15 protein-coding genes and 1 tRNA gene are annotated in these 19,085 nt (G+C 64.0%); 10 read left to right on the top strand and 6 right to left on the bottom strand.

Annotated elements, in window-relative coordinates; translation table 11 throughout:
- Positions 1–35: 35 nt before the first annotated feature.
- Both J8C05_RS01005 and J8C05_RS01000 read left to right on the top strand, forming a co-directional pair.
- Positions 36–323, top strand: a complete 288-nt coding sequence (locus tag J8C05_RS01005) for a SemiSWEET family sugar transporter (protein WP_211422390.1) — start codon at positions 36–38, stop codon at positions 321–323.
- Between the two features lie 167 nt (positions 324–490).
- Positions 491–2,677 (top strand): serine/threonine-protein kinase, encoded by a 2,187-nt coding sequence (locus J8C05_RS01000; protein WP_211422389.1) that lies wholly within the window; start codon positions 491–493, stop codon positions 2,675–2,677.
- A 10-nt stretch (positions 2,678–2,687) separates the two neighbouring features.
- On the opposite strand, the gene J8C05_RS00995 is transcribed toward J8C05_RS01000, so the two are convergent.
- Entirely contained in the window at positions 2,688–5,660 is a 2,973-nt protein-coding gene (locus J8C05_RS00995) for a sigma 54-interacting transcriptional regulator (RefSeq protein ID WP_211422388.1), read from the bottom strand.
- Between the two features lie 418 nt (positions 5,661–6,078).
- On the opposite strand from J8C05_RS00995, the gene J8C05_RS00990 reads away from it, so the two are divergent.
- On the top strand, positions 6,079–7,497 hold the full coding sequence (locus tag J8C05_RS00990; RefSeq protein WP_246840712.1) for a S8 family peptidase: 1,419 nt from the start codon (positions 6,079–6,081) through the stop codon (positions 7,495–7,497).
- Positions 7,498–7,619: 122 nt separating this feature from the next.
- Here the strand turns inward: J8C05_RS00990 and J8C05_RS00985 are convergent.
- Positions 7,620–7,694: transfer RNA gene (locus J8C05_RS00985), tRNA-Gly, on the bottom strand.
- A 65-nt stretch (positions 7,695–7,759) separates the two neighbouring features.
- Positions 7,760–8,173, bottom strand: a complete 414-nt coding sequence (locus J8C05_RS00980; protein WP_211422387.1) for an OsmC family protein — start codon at positions 8,171–8,173, stop codon at positions 7,760–7,762.
- Between the two features lie 176 nt (positions 8,174–8,349).
- Between J8C05_RS00980 and J8C05_RS00975 the strand changes: the two genes are divergently transcribed.
- The 6 genes from J8C05_RS00975 to J8C05_RS00950 are packed head-to-tail and all read left to right on the top strand — an operon-like array spanning position 8,350 to position 13,567.
- Positions 8,350–8,769, top strand: coding sequence for a F0F1 ATP synthase subunit epsilon (locus J8C05_RS00975; RefSeq protein WP_211422386.1), 420 nt, complete (start codon positions 8,350–8,352; stop codon positions 8,767–8,769).
- 30 nt (positions 8,770–8,799) lie between these two features.
- Complete coding sequence (locus J8C05_RS00970; RefSeq protein WP_211422385.1) at positions 8,800–9,600, top strand: prolipoprotein diacylglyceryl transferase; 801 nt, start codon at positions 8,800–8,802, stop codon at positions 9,598–9,600.
- Positions 9,593–11,029, top strand: coding sequence for a radical SAM protein (locus tag J8C05_RS00965; protein ID WP_014098716.1), 1,437 nt, complete (start codon positions 9,593–9,595; stop codon positions 11,027–11,029). The genes J8C05_RS00970 and J8C05_RS00965 overlap by 8 nt, the downstream gene beginning before the upstream one ends.
- A gap of 14 nt (positions 11,030–11,043) precedes the next feature.
- Entirely contained in the window at positions 11,044–11,484 is a 441-nt protein-coding gene (locus tag J8C05_RS00960) for an acyl-CoA thioesterase (RefSeq protein WP_211422384.1), read from the top strand.
- Positions 11,485–11,514: 30 nt separating this feature from the next.
- The gene (locus J8C05_RS00955; RefSeq protein WP_014098714.1) at positions 11,515–12,108 is read left to right on the top strand and encodes an HD domain-containing protein; all 594 of its coding nucleotides are present in this window, start codon (positions 11,515–11,517) and stop codon (positions 12,106–12,108) included.
- 10 nt (positions 12,109–12,118) lie between these two features.
- Positions 12,119–13,567, top strand: a complete 1,449-nt coding sequence (locus J8C05_RS00950; protein ID WP_211422383.1) for a carotenoid oxygenase family protein — start codon at positions 12,119–12,121, stop codon at positions 13,565–13,567.
- A gap of 39 nt (positions 13,568–13,606) precedes the next feature.
- Here J8C05_RS00950 and J8C05_RS00945 read toward each other — a convergent pair whose 3' ends face one another.
- Both J8C05_RS00945 and dnaG read right to left on the bottom strand, forming a co-directional pair.
- Positions 13,607–15,226 (bottom strand): sigma-70 family RNA polymerase sigma factor, encoded by a 1,620-nt coding sequence (locus J8C05_RS00945; RefSeq protein ID WP_211422382.1) that lies wholly within the window; start codon positions 15,224–15,226, stop codon positions 13,607–13,609.
- Entirely contained in the window at positions 15,223–17,151 is a 1,929-nt protein-coding gene (gene dnaG / locus J8C05_RS00940) for a DNA primase (protein WP_211422381.1), read from the bottom strand. Before dnaG ends, J8C05_RS00945 begins: the two co-directional genes overlap by 4 nt.
- Before the next feature lie 157 nt (positions 17,152–17,308).
- On the opposite strand from dnaG, the gene J8C05_RS00935 reads away from it, so the two are divergent.
- Positions 17,309–18,124: an iron-sulfur cluster-binding protein gene (locus J8C05_RS00935; protein ID WP_211422380.1), complete on the top strand. Its 816-nt coding sequence runs from the start codon at positions 17,309–17,311 to the stop codon at positions 18,122–18,124.
- Positions 18,125–18,141: 17 nt separating this feature from the next.
- Here the strand turns inward: J8C05_RS00935 and J8C05_RS00930 are convergent, their stop codons facing one another.
- Positions 18,142–19,044 carry an ABC transporter ATP-binding protein gene (locus J8C05_RS00930; protein WP_246840711.1) on the bottom strand — a complete coding sequence of 301 codons (903 nt, stop codon included), beginning with the start codon at positions 19,042–19,044 and terminating at the stop codon, positions 18,142–18,144.
- Positions 19,045–19,085: the final 41 nt, after the last annotated feature.

Genomic DNA, 19,085 nt, shown 5'->3' with positions numbered 1-19,085 from the left:
GACCGGATGCGCCGTAACCAACCGGTGCCACACCTATGCCTTCCTCTGCCACACTGACAGTTCTGGGCCTTTTGGCCGGCGCCCTCACCAGCTTTTCTTTCGCCCTTCAGGTGTGGCAGAGCTGGCGCACGAAGTCGGTCAAAGACGTTTCAGCCGGCATGTACCTTGTGTTTTCCACCGGTGTCATCCTGTGGCTCATCTATGGGTTGCTCCGCCGGGACATACCGCTGATGGTGTGGAACACCCTCACGCTGGTTCTGGTCGCCACGATTCTGGTGCTGAAGTTCCGCTATGGCGGCGCGCGGCACGGTACACCGGACTGAAAAACAGCCCTGCCAGCGCCACGGCCGGCTGCACTGCATCTGAATTTTTGCTACAATCGGCTGCCAAAAGGTTGACGAGAAACTTGGTTGTCATACCACAAGGTTTGGCACACAATAGGCTTCTCATCCCGCACCGACCCAGGTTTTCTTCGTGGAGACACCAGCCCTTGACGACCATCCCCGATCCCTTCATTGGTGTCACCCTCGATGGCAAGTATCGCCTTGACGCCAAAATTGGCGTGGGCGGTTTTGGTGCGGTCTATCGGGCCACGCATCTGAACCTCAACCGCCCTGTGGCAGTCAAGGTGCTGCACAACAACATCCACAACACCACGCCGGAAAACCTGGAGCGGTTTCGGCAGGAAGGCGTCTCGGCCTGTTCGGTTTCACACCCCAACGCCGTGGCCATTCTGGATTTCAGCATCACCCAGGATGGTCATGCCTACTTGGTCATGGAGCTGCTCGACGGCCGCCCGCTGAGCGACGAACTCCAGGAACGGTTTGTGCTTCCACTCGAACGCTGCGTGGAAATCATCATTCCAGTGTGCGATGTGCTCACCGAAGCCCATGCATCGGGCATCGTCCACCGCGACATCAAGCCGGATAACATTTTTCTCCACCGCACCCGGCGCGGAGAGGTCGTCAAGGTACTCGACTTCGGCATTGCCAAGCTGGCGCGCCCCCCGAAAGAACCCGGCCGGCGCAACCTGACGGCCACCGGCATTCTCATGGGGACGCCGGAATACATGTCGCCGGAACGCATGCGCAACAAACCCTATGACGGCAAGGCGGACGTGTACAGCCTGGGCATCATGATGTATCAGATGCTGACCGGAAAGTTGCCGTTCGAGTCGCCGGACAATGATTTCGTCGCCGTGATGTGGATGCAGGTCAACGATCCGCCGCCGCCATTGCGTTCATACAACCCGGCCGTTCCAGTGGAAATCGAGCGGGTTGTCATGCACGCGCTGGAAAAGGACCCGGCCAACCGGCCGACGGCAGAGGAACTGGCCAGCGAGCTGCTGGCAGCCACGGGCGAATCTTCCTTCGGCTACTCTTCCGGGAAGTTCACCCTGGGCAGTCCGGCGTCAACGCCATCGGCGGACCCCGCCTCACCGGCGGTTCCGGCCGGACTCCCGGCGCTGACGGCTGAAGGCCCCAGCGTACCGTTGCTCTTCGACCTGACCTCAACCCTGGAAATCATCACTTCCCCGCTGACGGAAAGCGTCCCGGCGGCCACGGCTCCATCGGCGACCAACGGCCCCGCCCCGCACCTGCCGAATCTGGCAGGACTGGTGTTGCCGGCGCCCGAACCGGTAAAACCGCCCGAAAAGCTCGGCGAGATTGCCGTTTTCACCGCCCACACCTACCCAAACAGCATTGCTTTTTCGCGGGATGGCCGGTTTTTCCATTCAGCGCGCCGTGACCAGACCATCGGCATGTTTTCGACTGAAGACGGGCGTGAAATCACCCGTTTTGCCGCCGGGCGCATGTTTCCGGTACGCTGTGCGGCGCTAAGTCCCGACAACCGCCTGGCCGTGTTCAGCGGCGCGGATGACAGCCTCCGCCTGCGCGACGCCCAGAGCGGCAGCGAACTGCGGCGGCTCTTCGGGCACACGATGGTGACGACGGTGGCGTTCTCGCCAGACGGGCAATGGATTGTGACCGGCGGGCAGGACAAAACCGTACGCCTGTGGGAAACTTCCACCGGACGCGAAATCCGCCGGTTCACCAAGCATGCCGATGAAATTGCCTGCGCCACCTTTGCGCCGGACGGGCAATCGGTCATCGTCATGACCGTCAGCGGTGACATCCACCTGTGGGCCACGCACACTGGACGGGAGCTGCTCTATCTGCCGCCGGACGAAACGACCTACGACTCGCTGAGCGTGTCCATTTCGGATGACCGCCAGCGGCTGGTCGGCAGTGAACTCAAACAGGTCAAAACGGCCGAAAGTGAAGGACGGCGGCGCATCAAGCGGCTTGATGCCGGGCAAATTCCCTACGGCTCGGCGCAGGTTGTCTTTACGCCCGATGGCCGGCAGGTGGCGTCAGTCAACCTCGATTCGACAATTCGCCTGTGGCAGGTCGCCGACGGAAAACCGGTGCAGGTCTTCATTGGCCACGGCAACTACGTCAACAGTCTGGCCATTTCGGCCGATGGCAAACGGCTTCTGTCGGGCAGCGACGACCGGACCGTGCGGCTGTGGGACATCGAAAGCGGCTGTGAAATTATGTGCCTGACCGGTCACACCGAACGGGTGCACCACGTGGCCCTGCATCCCGATGGCGTCCATGCCTTTTCCTGGGGGCAGGATGGCACGGTTCGCCGGTGGGGCCTGCCTTTGCCATAGTGTACCGGCATCATTCCCGCAGCGGTTCTTTTTCAAGGCCATAGCGGCGGCGCTTGAGAATCAGCCCCTGCCGGGTCAGGCCCAGTTCACGGGCGGCATGGGTGACGTTGCCGTGGTGACGCTCCAGCGCCTCGGCAATCATCTGGCGCTCCAGCGCCTCCACGGCCGCCGACAGTGTCGGTCGGGAAGGAAAGATCAACTCCCCCGTTCCACGGCGACCGCCCGGCGGCAACGGCGGAATGCGGTGCGCGCCACTCGGCATCGGCGGTGTGGCGAGCCACAACTCCGGTGAAAAGTGATCGGGCGTCAGGATGTCGTTGGGTTCGGCAAGTGCAACCGCCCGCTCAACTTCGTTTTTGAGCTGCCGCACATTGCCCGGCCAGGGAAGCTGGCACAGACGTTCCAGAGCCGCTTCGGAAAGGGCAACATTTTTCCCTTCCCGCTTGGCGCACTCGCGCAACAGATGCCGTACCAACGGCGCAATGTCTTCGCGGCGCGCCCGCAGCGGTGGGACGTGCAGACGTACCACGTTGAGGCGGTGAAACAGGTCTTCCCGAAACCGGCCCTGGGCCACCTCCGCTTCCAGGTCGCGGTTGGTCGCCGCAATGACCCGGACATCCACCTTGATGGGCTTTTCCTCGCCTACCGGGTGAATTTCGCGCTCCTGCAGGAAGCGCAGCAGCTTGGGCTGGACGTGCAGGGCCAGCTCTCCAATTTCGTCCAGAAACAGCGTTCCTCCGGCGGCCGACCGGATGATGCCCAGGGCGTCTTTGTTGGCCCCGGTAAAAGCTCCCTGGCGGTGCCCGAACAGCCGGCTTTCGACCAACTCGGCCGGAATCGCGGCACAGTTGAAGGGCAAAAACACCCGGTCCCGGCGGCGGCTGGTGGCGTGGAGCGCCCGGGCCACGAGTTCCTTGCCGACCCCGGACTCACCCGTGATGAGCACCGTCACATCGGAGGAGCGGATTTTCTCGATGCGCTCCACAACCGACAGCATGGCCGGCGACTCGCACACCAGACCCAGGTGGGCAAAGCGGTTGGCCGCCGGCTCACTGCTTGCAATGGCCCGGGAAGCCCGGACGGTGTTGCGCAGACGGTGATTTTCGAGAATGAACTCCACGACGTGGACGAGCGCCTCGATGGTTGTGGCGATGTTGGGCGCGATGACGCCGCTCAGGCACAGGAAAAACCGCCGCATGGGAGCGAGATCGGCTCCGGGCCGCACGTCATTGAACGTGCGCACCGTCAGATCGTCCGGCAGGGAACGCTCATCATGCAGGCTGCTTTCCAGAGCACGGCGCATCCGCTCGGCTGGACCGGCGCTGCCCGCGTGGAGCCGCAGTCCATCGGGCATCTGTTCAAAAATGGCAGCGTTCACACGCAGTTCATCACGGAGCAGGATGACCAGTTCGCGCAGCAGCAAATCCGGTGTTGTCGAAGCCGCCACAAGACTTTCGACGAGCAGGGCATCGAGGCTGGGCGCGGGAGCCAGTGGACGGTCCCGCTCATCGGCGCGTTGGGCGTCAGCCAGCAACTGCATCGCCTGTGCCAGGCCACGTTGGGCGCCCAGTTCCATAAAGAGCCGCTGGGCGGCTTCGAGGTGAAGGCGCGCCCGGGCCGGATTGCCCAGAGCGAGAAAGGCCCGGCCGGCTCCAAGGTGACTCGTGGCGGCGTCGTAGAGAAAGCCGGCCGCTTCAAACATGGACAGGCTCTGGGTAAAAGCCGTGACGGCCTCACTGGGATTGTTGCGCACGAGGTGCAACTCCCCTTCGAGCCGACAGAGCAGACCCGCAGCATGAAGCTTCGATGTCTCTCCGAACAGCTCACGGGCGCGGCGGATATGGGCTTCCGCCCGGACGGCATCGCCCGTGGCCAGACAGGCTTCGGCCAGACGCAGGTGACTGATGGGCAGACGGTTGATCCGGTTGATTTTGGCATTGATGCGCGTGGCCTGCTCGAACAGCGCCAGGGCTTCTTCGTTGCGTCCCTGCGCCAGCAGCACTTCGGCCAGAGCTTCCCAGCCGCCGGCTTCGGCGGCCGCCCGCCCGGCGGCCAGGGCGCGCTCCACGGCCAACCGGGCCTGCCGTTCGGCAGCGTCCAGATCACCCTGCCAGAGCCGCAGGCGGCTTGCCGTCCGGCGTACCAGGCTTTCAGCCGCCTGGTCATCCGCCACCAGCGACATCGCCTGCCCCAGGGCTTCTTCCGCCTCGCGCCACTTGCCGGCGCACATGCGCACATCGGCCACCAGGTCGTATGCCCGCCCCAACGCCAACCGGTCATCGGTTTGCGCCCAGTGGGACAGGGCCCTTTCCAGCAGCGCCAGCGCCGTGGCGAGATCGCCTGCCTCAAAAGCCATAAAAGCCTGGTGGTCAAGCAACTGCCCAACCAGCCTGGGGTCCTGGGCCGCCAACCCGCCCGGCAGGGCTTCAAGCAGCGCGAGGGCGCGCGCGGCTTCATCACGCGATTCAGCCGGACGCCCCTCGTGATAGGCCATGACGGCAAGCTGCCAGCGGCATTCGGCAACGCCGCGCATCCTGCGGGCCGCTTCCAGCAGACGCAGCCCCCGCTCCAGATGCTCACGGGCGATGGCGTATTCATCAATGGCCGCGTAGATGCCTCCCAAAAGGGCTTCCGCCTGCCCCACTACAGTCTCCAGGCGCTCAGACTCTCCCACCTTCAGCGCCAGATTGGCTTCGTGAATGGCGCGCGGAATGTGATGCTGGCGCAGATAGGTGTCCGCCCGCTGGAGGTGAACGCCAGCGATGGTTTCCGCATCAGCCGCCTGTGCGGCGATGCGGTCCAGAACCTGTGCCGCTTCGTCAAAGCGGTGCACCTCGGCCAGAAGGCGGGCCAGCTCAAAGCGCCGCTCGACAGCCAGCGGCGACCCCTGTTGCTCAAGTTCTCCGATTTCGAATTGCAGCCGACTGACCAACCACTCATGGCGACTCAGGCGTGGCGCACTGGCAGAAAGCGCATCAGACATCGCGGCGACGAGTCGGTCTCCATAACCATCAAGATGCTTGCCGTCAAGCAGGTTGACAGCAAGTCATTTGACACTTTAGCGGCGATTGACGGTTCAGGTGCAAGGCCGTGAAGGTAATGCCAAGTCGGCCCTTTCTCAAGCCTTTTGCGTCACAAGCCAGTGCCATGGACGAAAAAACCTTGAAAAAGCCGGCATTCCGGCGCGTCACGGGCCACGGCTGTGGGGCGCGGACGGCCCACCGCCGGTGTCGTTCCGGCGGGAATCCGTCAGGTTTGGCACGCAAGTTGTTTTGCACAGGTTACGCCCAGCACCACCCGGTCCTGCGCACCACAAAACATTTTCCCGCTTCATCCATGGAGGGATCCTCATCGTGAAAAAGTCACTGGCCCTTGCGTTTGCGCTTTTGCTTGCCGGAGGTATGACGGCAACCACTTTCAGCCAGATCAGCCGCCCGCTGCCGCCGTCGGCAGGTGGTAGTGGACGCGACGAATACCCGGTGGACGTGGCCGGTGAGCCGCGTTACGTCGCCAATCAGGTCATCATCCAGTACTACGAAGACGCCGACGAGCGCAGCCGCGCGCAGGTGCGCGCCATGATTGGTGCCGCCCGTGCGACAACGCTGCTTTCGTCCGACGAACGGCGTATGCTCGAAGCTGGCACGCCCCTGCGCAACGGTATGGAGCGCCCGGCCGGTGAGGTTGAACTCGACACCCTGCCGCCGGGTCTGAGCGTCAAGGAAGCGTGCGAAATTCTCCGCGGCCACCGGGCCGTCAAGTCGGTTGAACCCAACTGGATTTACACCAAGCTTCAGGCAGCGCGTCCCAACGACCCGCTCTTCCTGAACGGCTCGATGTGGGGCATGTACGGCTACCGGACCGGCAGCGGCACGAGCAATCAGTACGGTAGTGAAGCCGCCGCCGTGTGGTCCACCTCGGTGACGAATGGCACCGGTTCACGCAACATCTACGTCGGCGTCATTGACGAAGGCATCCAGGTCAACCATCCCGACCTGCAGGCCAACATCTGGGTCAACCCCTTCGATCCCGTGGATGGACGCGACAACGACGGCAATGGCTATGTGGATGACACGCATGGCTGGGACTTCGCCAACAACGACCGGACGGTGTATGACGGGCCGGCTTCCGGTTCGACCAACATTGACTCCCACGGCACGCACGTGGCCGGCACGATTGGTGCCGTAGGCAACAACGGCATCGGCGTGGTCGGCGTCAACTGGCGCGTGACCATGATTTCGGGCAAGTTCCTGGGTGCACAGGGCGGCACGACGGCCAACGCCATCCGCGCCATTGACTACTTCACCGACCTCAAGGTGCGGCATGGGCTGGACATCGTTGCCACGAACAACTCGTGGGGCGGCGGCGGTTACTCGCAGGCGCTGTTCGATGCGATTTCCCGCGCCCAGGCGCGCAACATTCTCTTCGTGGCGGCAGCGGGCAACGAGTCCAACGACAACGACCGCCGTCCGTCCTACCCGGCCAGCTACAGCCACAACTGCATCATTGCCGTGGCTTCCATCACGAGCACCGGTGCGCTGTCTTCCTTCTCCAACTACGGCCGCACAAGCGTTGACCTCGGCGCGCCCGGCTCCAACATCCAGTCCACGCTGCCGGCGAGCCGGTATGGCTCTCTGAGCGGCACTTCGATGGCAACCCCGCACGTCACGGGTGTGGTTGCGCTCTACGCTGCCCGGCGTTCAGCGCGCGGTCTCACCATCAAGAACAACATCATGAACAGCGTCTATCGGATTTCATCCCTCAACGGCCGGTGCGTCAGCAACGGCACGCTGGATGCCAACGCGCTGTTCCGTAACTACTAAGTCGGTAGCGTTACACGGACGCCCAAACGACGCGAGGCGGATGGTTTCATCCGCCTCGTTTTTTGTTTGTTGTTGTCTGTTTTACGTGGTCTTTCGGCAGCCGTGGTTTTTGGCGCCGGATGTGGAGCGGGCGATGGGACTCGAACCCACAACACCCAGCTTGGGAAGCTGGTACTCTACCATTGAGCTACGCCCGCATCGGATGACTTGGCGAGAACATACGCCGCCGCCTGTGACCTGTCAACGCCCGTTGATGTGCGGTTCACAGGTCGTAAAGGAACTCAACCTTGCTTTCAATGTCCGGGTGCAGGCTGTGGTGAACGGGGCAGGTCAGGGCCGCACGTTCGAGTTTGGGACGGGCCTCGGCTGGAATGTGACCCGGCAGGTGAAAGGTGATGGGCAACGAGGCTACCCGGCGCGGCGAGGTGGTCTGCATGTGTTTGACAATGCGGAAATGCGTCCCGGAAAGGTCGAGGCCGTCGCGCTGGGCAACGATGCCCATCAGGGTCATCATGCAGGAGCCAAGCGCCGCCGCCACGAGGTCCGTTGGCGAAAAACAGCTTCCGTCCCCTTGGTTGTCTGTCGGGGCCACGGTTTGCAGAAGTGCCCCGGAGGGTCCGTGGGTCATTTCAACGCGCAAAGCGCCAAGATACTTGCCGGTGATTTCAACAGCCATGAACAATCTCCTGTCTCAAGAAAACTCTAGCAGCGGCACTTCCGGATTTTCGTTGGCGGGTCTTCACTGGGAGGCCCGGGGCCATCGTGCTGGGCAACCGGTTTCCAATCCGGGGGCAGGGCTGGTATCGTGCCGCCACAGACAAATCTGGCACATGAAGGACCAATTTGAAGGATATGTCTCTCACACTCGACATCGTTACCCCCGAACGGGCGTTTCCTTCCCAGACCGTGGATGAAGTCGTCCTGCCGGCGCTGGATGGTGAAATCGGTGTCCTCCCCGGCCACGCCGCCCTGATGTCACAACTTGGTGTGGCCGGTCTTTTGACCTATCGCCAGGGCGGAAAGGAAACCCTGGCGTTCGTGGCGCAGGGTTTCGTGGAAGTTCTGGGCAACCGCGTCACCGTGCTGACCGAACGGGCCGAACTCGCCGAAGACATTGACATCGAGGAAGCCCGGACGCGCCTGCGTGAAGCCGAACTGGCGCTCAGGAAAGCCGAAGCCGAACGCCCCGATGAAGACCTTTACCGTCTGCGTGCCGAACTGGAAGCGGCGCTGGTGCGCGTCAAAACCGCCGAACGCTACCTGTCCCGCTGAACGGCCCTTCCACCGGAGCAGGGTTCCGCAATGAGCTTCCCCTACGACCTGCGGCTGCCCGGCGTCACCATTCCGATTCATCTGGTCTGTGAAATTCTGGCCTATACGGTTGGCTTTCGGCTCTACCTGCGCGCCCGCCGCCGGCAACCCGGCGGAATGACGGTCGAACAGGCAGTCTGGACGCTCGTCGGCTGCCTGGCCGGCGCGGCCCTTGGGTCAAAGCTCGTCGCCTGGCTGGAAGTCTTCCCGCTCTACTGGCAGCACCGCGCCAACCCGCTCATCTGGCTTCAGGGAAAGTCCATCGTGGGCGGGCTGCTGGGCGGCTGGCTGGGTGTCGAAGTTGCCAAACGCTTTGCCGGCGTTTCGCAGGCCACCGGCGATGCCTACGTCTTTCCGCTCATCGTGGGCATCGCCATCGGACGGATCGGGTGCTTTCTCACCGGTCTCTCCGACGGCACCTGCGGCATCGCCACCAGCCTGCCCTGGGGCGTTGATTTCGGCGACGGCCTCCGCCGCCACCCAACCCAGCTCTATGAAATCCTCTATCTGACCGGGCTTGGCTGGCTGCTCTGGACATGGAAGCTGCCCGGCGCACCGGATGGCGCGCGGTTTCGCCAGTTTCTCATCGGCTACTTCGCCTTCCGCTTCGCCATCGAGTTCATCAAGCCGCGTCCGTTCCCTTACCTCATCGGACTGACGGCCATTCAGTTTGTGGCTTTGCTCGGCTTGGTTGCGGCTGCCATCAGCCTGTGGCGTCAGTGGAGACCAACGCTCCCCCACGCCCCCGCAACGGCCCACTCCACGGCGAAAGGAAGCCCGGCCCATGGCTGACCGCCCCTACCTGTTCTATGAGCTGACCAACGCCATCTGCGCGACATGTTTCCAGAAGGTCGAGGCCAAGATTGTCATCGAAGGCGAGCGGGTGTTCATGCACAAGTTCTGCCCGACGCACGGGCGTGAACGGGTGCTCATTTCCACGGATGCCGCGTTTTACCGGCAGCAACGGCAGTTTTTGAAGCCCGGCCAACTCGTCCGGCAGTTCAACACACCCATTCGGTATGGCTGTCCGTATGACTGCGGCATCTGTCCCGATCACGAGCAGCATGGCTGCCTGACCATTGTCGAGATCACCGACCACTGCAACCTGACCTGTCCGATTTGCTATGCCGATTCGGGGCCCCATCGTCCGACCCATCGCAGCCTCGAACAGGTTGAGTTCATGCTCGACTGTGTCGTACGCAATGAAGGCGAGCCGGACATCGTGCAGATCAGCGGCGGCGAACCGACGCTGCACCCGGCATTTTTCGGGATTCTCGATGCCGCCCGCCGCCGTCCCATCAAGCACCTGATGATCAACACCAACGGCATTCGCATCGCCCAGGACGAAGCCTTTGCCGAACGGCTGGCCGGCTACATGCCCGGCTTCGAGGTGTACCTTCAGTTCGATTCCCTGCGGCCCGCCGCCCTCTGTGACCTGCGCGGACTGGACCTGCGCGCCGTCCGTGAGCGCGCGCTGGAACGGCTCGACCGGCTGAAGGTCTCCACAACCCTTGTCGTCACCCTCAAAAAGGGCGTCAACGACGACGAAATTGGCGACATCATCGCCTTTGCCCTTCAGCATCCGTGCGTGCGCGGTGTGACCTTCCAGCCGGTACAGGCCGCCGGACGGACCGAACACTTCGACCCGGCGCGTGACCGCCTGACGCTGGGCGAAGTACGGCAGCAACTGCTGCGGCAGGTCCCGTGGCTGCGCCCCCAGGATGTCCTGCCCGTTCCCTGCCATCCCGACTGTCTGGCCATGGCCTACGCCCTGAAACTCGGCGGAGACATCATCCCGCTGACCGGACTCATTGATCCGCAGATGTTGTTGGCCGGCGAAGGCAACAACACCATCGCCTACGAGCACCAGGCGGCGTTTCGGGAGCAACTGTTCAGGACGTTTTCCACGGGCCACTCCCCGGACGGGCAGGCGCTTTCCCTCAAACAACTCCTCTGCTGCCTGCCGCTGGTCAACGTTCCGGCATCGCTGAGCTACGAGAACGTCTTTCGGATTCTCATCGTGCAGTTTATGGACGCCCACAATCTCGACATCCGCTCGGTGAAGCGGTCGTGTGTCCACATCGTTCACCCTGACGGGCGGATCATCCCCTTCGACACCTTCAACCTGTTTTACCGCGACGACCGCGAGGCACAGCTTGTGGCGCTGCGGCAGCGCGTCGCCGCTCCGGCGGCCCCGCTGCCGGAAGCAACGCGGCACTGACCCCCCACGCAACCATGGCGACGGATTCAGCCCTGCCTTCCAGTGTCATTTCGCGCCTGCGCGTCCGGTACGCCGAAACCGACCAGATGGGCGTGGTCTATCACGCCAACTATCTGGTCTGGATGGAAATCGGACGTACTGACTACTGCCGGGCCTGCGGATATGCCTACCGCGCGATGGAAGCCGCCGGACTGCGCCTTGTCGTGGCGGAAGCGCGGGTGCGCTATCTGTCGCCGGCCCGTTACGACGACGACATCCACATCACCACCCGCCTGCTGGCGCTGCGCTCGCGGCAGGTTGTCTTTGGTTACGACATCCGGCGCGCCACCGACGACACCCTGCTGGCCACGGGCGAAACGACACACTTGCCGACGAACCACGCGGGCCGCATCATACGCCTGCCGGCAGACATCCACGCGGCACTCTCCACCGGCCCCACCGGACAGGCGGCATAACGATTCAGTCACTGGCTTGGGAGACAAACCATGCTCAGCGAACGGTACGATGCGGCGCTGGTCTTCGCCCACCAGCTTCACCGCCACCAGAAGCGCAAGGGAACGGAAATCCCTTATATCAGCCACCTGCTGTCGGTATCGGCGCTGGTCCTCGAACACGGCGGCACGGAAGACCAGGCCATTGCGGCCCTGCTGCACGACGCCGTGGAAGACCAGGGCGGCGACGCCATACGGCAGGAAATCCGTCACCGCTTCGGCGAAGACGTGGCAGCCATTGTGGACCACTGTACCGACACCGATCAGATACCCAAACCGCCGTGGCGCGCGCGCAAGGAAGCCTACCTCGCCCACCTGCGTACGACGCCTGACACGGCACGGCTGGTGTCGCTGGCCGACAAGGTTCACAACGCGCGCACGATTCTGGCCGACTACCGGACGGTCGGCGAAGCCCTGTGGTCGCGGTTTGAAGGCGGCCGGGAAGGAACGCTGTGGTACTACCGCCGCCTTGTCGAAATCTTTGCCGCCGGGCCGTGCCAACCGCTTGCCAACGAACTTGAACGCACGGTAGCGGAACTGGAACGTCTGGCATCGTTGGCTTCCCCCCAGGCCGAACCCCACGCCTGAAGAAGGTGCCATGGCTGCTCCCGCTCCCCAACCCACCACCCGCCGCTGGAACCGCGCCGACTGGCTGCGCGGCTACACGTCACTGACTGAAGAACGCGACTACTGGATTGACGACATCGAAGGCAACCTGCCGGCTGACCTCTGCGGCACGCTGTACCGCAACGGGCCCGGACTGCTCGAACGCGGTGGTCAGTCTGTCCAGCATCCGTTCGACGGCGACGGCATGATCTGCGCCTTTGACTTCACCGGCGACGGCCGGGTCCGGTTTCGCAACCGGTACGTCCGCACGGCCGGCTTCATCGCTGAATCCAAAGCCGGACGCTTCCTGCAACGCGGTGTCTTCGGCACACAAAAGCCGGGCGGCTGGCTGGCCAATGCCTTTGACCTCCAGGCCAAAAACATTGCCAACACCAACGTGGCCTGCTCGCCCAGGAAGCTGCTGGCGCTGTGGGAAGGCGGAAAACCTTATGCCCTTGACCCAGAAACGCTTGAGACCATCGGCGAAGACGATCTGGGCGGGGCACTGGCCGGCAATGCCAACTTTGCGGCGCATCCCCACTATGACCGGCGCACCGGCGAGATGGTCAACTTCGGTATCGAGCCGGGACTGTCCTCAACCATCAACCTTTACACCCTCGACGCCGACCTGAACGTGACGGCGCAACACCGCTGGGAAGTCCCCGGCTTTGCCTTCATCCACGACTTCGCCCTGACTGACGACTACGCCGTGTTTTTCCAGAACCCGGTCACGGTCAATCCCCTGCCCTACTGGTTCGGTTTTCGCGGCGCGGCCGAATGCCTCGTCTTCCAGCCTGACCGCCCGACGAAAGTCCACCTGCTGCCGCGCCACGGCGGACGGATGTGCACCTACGAAACCGACGCCTGCTTTGTGTTCCACCACGTCAACGCCCACCTCGTGGACGATGTGCTGACCGTGGATTCCATTGCGTACGAAACCTTCCCTTCGCTTGAACCGGGCACGATGTACCGGCAGGTCGAGATTGAAAAGATCGCGGCCTCGCAGCTTTTCCGCTTCACCATCAACCTGAAAACCGGCGCGTCCCGCCGGGAACGCCTGCTGGAACGCGCGGTTGAGTTCCCTAGTGTCCACCCGGCGCGGGTCGGACTCCCCCACCGCTGGGCCTTTATGGCCATGGCTGATGCACCGACCGGCAATGCGCCGCTGCAAGGCGTCATGGCTTACGACACCCACACGGGCGAAACCCAGACGTACAGCTTCGCCCCCGGCGGCTACGTCGGCGAGCCGGTGTTCGTGCCCACGCCGGGCGCTACCGAAGAAAACGCCGGCTACCTCCTGCAGATGGTGTTCGATGCCCGACGGGGAACAAGCGGGCTGGCCATTTTTGACGCCCGGAATGTGGCCGGCGGGCCGCTGGCGCGGCTCCACCTGCGCGATACTGTCCCCTACGGTCTGCACGGGCAGTTCGTCGCCAAATAAAGGCCAATCGCCAACCGATTGTGTGGCCTGGCCCCGGCGTCAGGCCGACGCATCGTGCGCCGTGTCGTCCAGAAACTGGCGCAGGCGCTGGCTGCGCGCCGGACGCCGCAGCTTCCGCAGGGCTTCCGCTTCAATGCGCTGGATGCGCTCCCGTGGGAGCGCAAAAAACTGCGCGATTTCTTCGAGTGTGTAGGCTTTGCCATCCGCACCCAACCCGAAGCGCATCCGCAGTACCTTTTCCTCACGGGCATTGAGTGACTGAAGCGCGGCATCGAGGTCTTCCCGCAGGCGGACGCGCGCCGCATCATCCAGCGGATTCGGCGCGTGGGCATCGGCAATGAAATCCCCCAGACTCTGGTCTTCTTCATCGCCCACCGGTGTTTCAAGGCTGACCGGCGGCTGCGCCAACTGGAGCAACATCTGCACTTTTTCAAGCGACATGCCCAGATGTTCCGCCAGTTCGGCCTGTTTTGGCTCACGGCGCCGTTCCAGCGTCAGACGGTGCACGGCTTCGAGCAGCCGCGTGAGTTCGGCGCGCACGGCCGCCGGCAACCGAATCAGGCGCGGCTGCTCACTGAGCGCCTGCGCCATGGCGCGGCGAATCCACCACGTCGCGTAGGAAGCAAACCGTTCCGGGCGCTGCCCGCTGAACCGCTCGGCAGCGCGCAGCAGTCCGAGATTGCCTTCCTGGATTAAATCTGTCAGTCCGAGTCCCCGGTGCGTGTAGTGCTTGGCAACCGACACCACCAGCCGCAGATTGGTTTCCACCAGCCGCTGCCGCGCTGCCGCCGCCCGGTCAAACATCTGCCGCGCCTGCGCCAGGGTGCGCGCGATGCCCTCCGGCTCGGCGGCCGTCAGCAGCCACGCGGCGTTGGTACGCCGTCCAGCCTCCAGGGCTTCAAGCAGGGACGTGTAACCGGTACGGGAAAGCGGCACATCCAGCACGGCCCGCGACAGGACAATCCGCGCCCGGGCCAGGCGGCGGCGCTGCCAGTCCGCCGATGCCGGCAGATCAGCCACGGCGGACAACAGAGACCACTCATCCTGAACGGCTTCCAGCGCCTGCCGTACACGCGCCACAGCCTCGTCAAGGGCCGCCTCCAGAGAAGCAGCTTCCGACGATGCTGTTTCGCCCGGCTCCGGCCCGGCTGCCGTTCCCGACAGATCAAACCAGCGGGCTGCCGCACTCTCTCCCTGCGCCAGGGCTTCTGCTTTTTCAATAAGCAGGACCGCTGTGGCCGGCAGGCGGGAAAGCTGCTTCCGAAACCGCGCCTCAGCGCGGCGGATGCCGGCCACCAGTGCGGCTTCATCTTCGGCGGACAACGTGGCAATCCGTCCCATTTCCTGAAGGTACGGGCGCAGCGGGTCTTCAAAAAAGGCGGTCGGCGACGCCGGCGCTGTAGGGGCGGTTCCGTGAACCGCCCCTGCCGGCGGAACCGCCCCCGCCAGCGGAACCGCCCCTGCTGGCAACGGGCGTTCATGTTCCTCTCCCACGCGAATGCCACGCCGCTCCAGCGCGGACAGCAGCGCCTCGATGACCGCGACATCGGTCATCCCCGGCGGCAGCAGGGCATTGAGTTCGTCATAGGACAGAAAAGCCCGGCCACGCGCGGCGGTTATCACTTGCGTCACAAGCGGCTGGGTCGTCTCACCGGTCATGGCTTTTTCTGCCGATGGTGCAGCGCCGCCAGACGCGCCCGTTTGAGCTGCAACCGTTCATGGACGTAGGCCAGGGCACGGTCATCGGCATTGGATTCCTCCGCCTTCTGCACATTCCGGTGCATGGCAGCGCTCTGGTGTTCCAGCCGCCGCTGCTGAAGCACCAGCAATCCGTCTTCCAGAATGGAACGGTACTTTGCCAGCGCCGTGTCGTCGGCCGGCGGCTCGGCCCCCAGCAGCAGTTCGGCCATGTGGTTTTCCATTTCCCGGTCCAGCGGCGTTGGCGTGTGGTCGGCTTCCGCAAGGAAATCAAACTGCCCGTGGGCGTTTCCGCTGGTTTCGGCCCGCTGCCAACGGGCCACCGCCGCGGCCAGCGGGCTGTAGTCAAACGGCTCGCCTTTCAGATAGACCTCCCGCACTGCGCGGAAAAACACCCGTCCCGAAAGCATGCTGATGAGTTCGTCATCCAGTGCGGCAAACGCCAGTTCGCACAGCGGCGGATGGGATAGCAACACCTGAAGCACCTGCCGCTCGGCCAGCGTCAGCTTGGCCGCCACCTCGACGGTTTCCACCGCCAGCTCAGTGCGCCGCTCACGGGCGGACTGCTCCAGGGCCGTACGAATCAACCCTACATCCAACTGAAGCCGGTCAGCCAGCCGTTCGGCCGCCAGCGCGCGCTCGATGGGATCGTTGAGTTTGGCAATGTATGGCAGCACAGCATTGACGGCCTGGGCCCGCCCGGCCGGGCGCGTCAGGTCGTACTCCAGTCCCGCCGCATCCGCCAGATATTCCACCAGCGGCTGTGACTGTCGGAGGCAGGCGCGGTAGGTGCGGACGCCCTGGGCCCGCACGAAATCATCCGGGTCCTTGCCCTCCGGCAGATGGAGCACGTTGACGCGAAACCCCTGCTCCAGCAGCAGCTCAAAGCCACGCCGGGTGGCCGCCTGTCCGGCGCGGTCACTGTCGAAGTTGATGACGACTTTGGGCGTTTCCAGATACCGCCGCAACTGGCGCACCTGCGCCTCCGTCAGCGCCGTGCCCAGGGTCGCCACGACGTTGTGAACGCCCTCCTGATACAGGCGCAGAAAGTCCATGTAGCCTTCCACCAGAATGGCAAAGCCGCTGCGCCGGATGGCTTCCTTCGCCAGATGCAGCCCGAACAGGTGCTTTCCCTTGACGTAGAGCGGCGTTTCCGGCGAGTTGAGGTACTTTGGCTCGCCGTCGCCCAGTGTGCGTCCCCCAAAGGCCACGACGCGCCCCTGCGAATCGGCAATCGGAAACATGACCCGTCCCCGGAAGCGGTCGTAGCCACCGCTGCCACTTTCCCGTGGCGTGATCAGACCGCTGCGTTCGAGGTCGGTCAGGCTTGCGCCGTGGCCGCGCAGAAAGTTCAGCAGCGCATCCCAGCGGTCGGGGGCATAGCCGAGGCCGAGCGTGGCAATCGTGGACGACGCCACCTCACGCCGCGCCAGATACTCGCGGGCGGCATAGTGTTCCGGGGCGGCAAGCTGGCTCTGGAAAAACCGCAGGGCCAGTTCGTGCAGGCGCAGCAGCCGCTCCCGTTCTTCCGCTTCCGGCAGCGCCCCTTCCTGATGCGCCCCTTTCCCGTGTGCCGGCGGGGCGGCCGGACGGGCTTCCGGCAGCGGCAGGCCGCACACTTCGGCCACGATGCGCACGGCTTCGGCAAAGCCGACATTCTCCATGCGCATCACGAAGGTGAACACATCACCGCCGATGCCGCACCCAAAACACTTGAACACCTGCTTGCCGGGATGGACGTTGAAGCTGGGCGTTTTTTCGCTGTGGAACGGACAGCAGGCAAGGTAGTTCGCGCCGCGCTTGCGCAGCGTGACATAGCCGGAAACCACGCGCACGATGTCCGCCTGGGCGCGCAGATCGTCAACGGTTTGGCGGTCAAGCAACATGGTGAAGCACCTGTTTCAGAGACGCCCATGGCTACCTTGCAGCGCCCCCGGATGCAAGCCCGCCATACCAATTCCGCCCGCGCCGAACGTTCCGGTTGACCACGTTGCGGCGGCATGTTTTTGTCGGAAAACAGGTTTTCCAGACCGGAGGATTGCCGTGCAGGACATCAGGCTCACCGTCACCGGACACCGTACGTTTGGCAGCTACGGCCACCTCACGCTGACGGCGGAGACCCCGCTGACATTTGCGCCGGGACAGTTCGCCATGCTCAAACCGGCCGGTGCACTTGACCCCATGTGGCGACGCGCCATGGCGATTTACCGCCTGCGGCGCAGCGGGGCCGGCAGCCAGGTTGAGTTCATCTATCAGGTCTTCGGGCGCGGCACACAGGCGTTGCGGCGCGTACACGCGGGCGATGCCGTGCAGGCGCTGCTTCCGCTGGGGCGGCCGTTCGACATTGCCCCCGTGGCTGTTGGCGGACGCGAAGCCCTGCTCGTTGCCGGCGGTGTCGGGAGTGCGGCGCTGCTTGCGCTGGCCGAACAGCTCAAACGGGAACATGTGACCACGCGCCTGTTTCTCGGCGGACGCTCCACCGTGGACCTCATCGGGCTGGAGGATTTCACCGCGCTGGGTATTCCGGTTCATGTCGCCACGAATGATGGCTCACGCGGCGTCAGGGGCTTTGTCACCACACCCTTCGAGCGGTTTCTTCATGACCACGCGGATGAAGTACGCAGCGGGAAGTTCGTCGTCTATGCCTGCGGCCCCGGGCCGATGCTGGCGCGGGTGGCGGCGCTGACGGCTGCGGCCTGCGTACTGACCTACGTTTCGGTTGAGGAACGCATGGCCTGTGGCTTTGGCGTCTGTGTCGGATGCGTCGTTGCCGTCAGGGGTCAGGAGGGCGCGACGGACTACCGCCGGGCATGTGTTGAAGGCCCGGTTTTCCGCGCCGACGAACTCGAATGGACTTGAATGGACATAAGCCACCGCTAGCCGGCGCGTTCTTCCGGCCCCATGGTTTCCAGAAACAGGGATTCGAGTGACGGGCGCTGCACCCGTACGCCATAGACCGCCGCCCCTCGTTCAACCAGCCAGCGGACGATGCCCGGCACGGCGGTTTCCTGTTCCAGTTGCAGCCAGACTTCACGTTCTGCCGTACGCAGCACGCGGCCGAAGGCAGCCAGTCCCCGGACGAGTTCCGGTGGGACTTCGCCAAGGCGCAGGTGCAGTTCCGGTGTGAGCCCCTCCCGCAGCGCGGTTTCGTGAACCACCCGGCCGCGTTTGAGAAACACAACGCGGTCGCAGACGGCTTCGACATCGCCCAGAATGTGTGAGTTGAAAAAAACCGTGACGCCTTCGCTGCGCAGCCGCACGATGAGATCGCGCACGAGAATGCGCCCGATGGGATCAAGCCCGGACGTTGGCTCATCGAGAAAGACGAGTTTGGGCTGATGGATGAGCGCCTGGGCGAGTCCCAGCCGTTGCTGCATGCCCTTGCTGTAGGTGCCTACCGGGCGGTCGGCGGCATCGGCCAAATCCACCTGTGCCAGCAGGGTCTCGATGCGCTTGGCGCGCGCGGTCGCCGGCAGCCCGTGCAGTTGCCCGTGAAAATTGAGCAACTCGCGGCCGGTCATCCAGTCGTGAAAGCGGAAGTGTTCGGGCAGGAAACCCACCCACCGGCGCGCTTCCCGCGAGCCGACGGGATGCCCCAGAACGAAGCCGCGTCCGGCCGTCGGATGGACAAGGCCCAGCAGCATTTTCATGGCCGTGGTCTTGCCCGCGCCGTTCGGGCCGAGAAACCCGAACACCTCGCCGGCAGCCACGCGCAGCGAAAGGTCGGCGACGGCCACCTTGCGGCCGAACACCTTGCGCAGACCTTCCGCTTCAATCACCCAGTTTCCGGCGGTCACAGCCAGCCCCGGAACCGGCTCCG

Source organism: Chloracidobacterium sp. N (genome assembly GCF_018304765.1).
Classification (GTDB): Bacteria; Acidobacteriota; Blastocatellia; order Chloracidobacteriales; family Chloracidobacteriaceae; genus Chloracidobacterium; species Chloracidobacterium aggregatum.
Note: the sequence above shows the minus strand (reverse complement) of the source record. Positions and strands in the feature narration are given on the sequence as shown.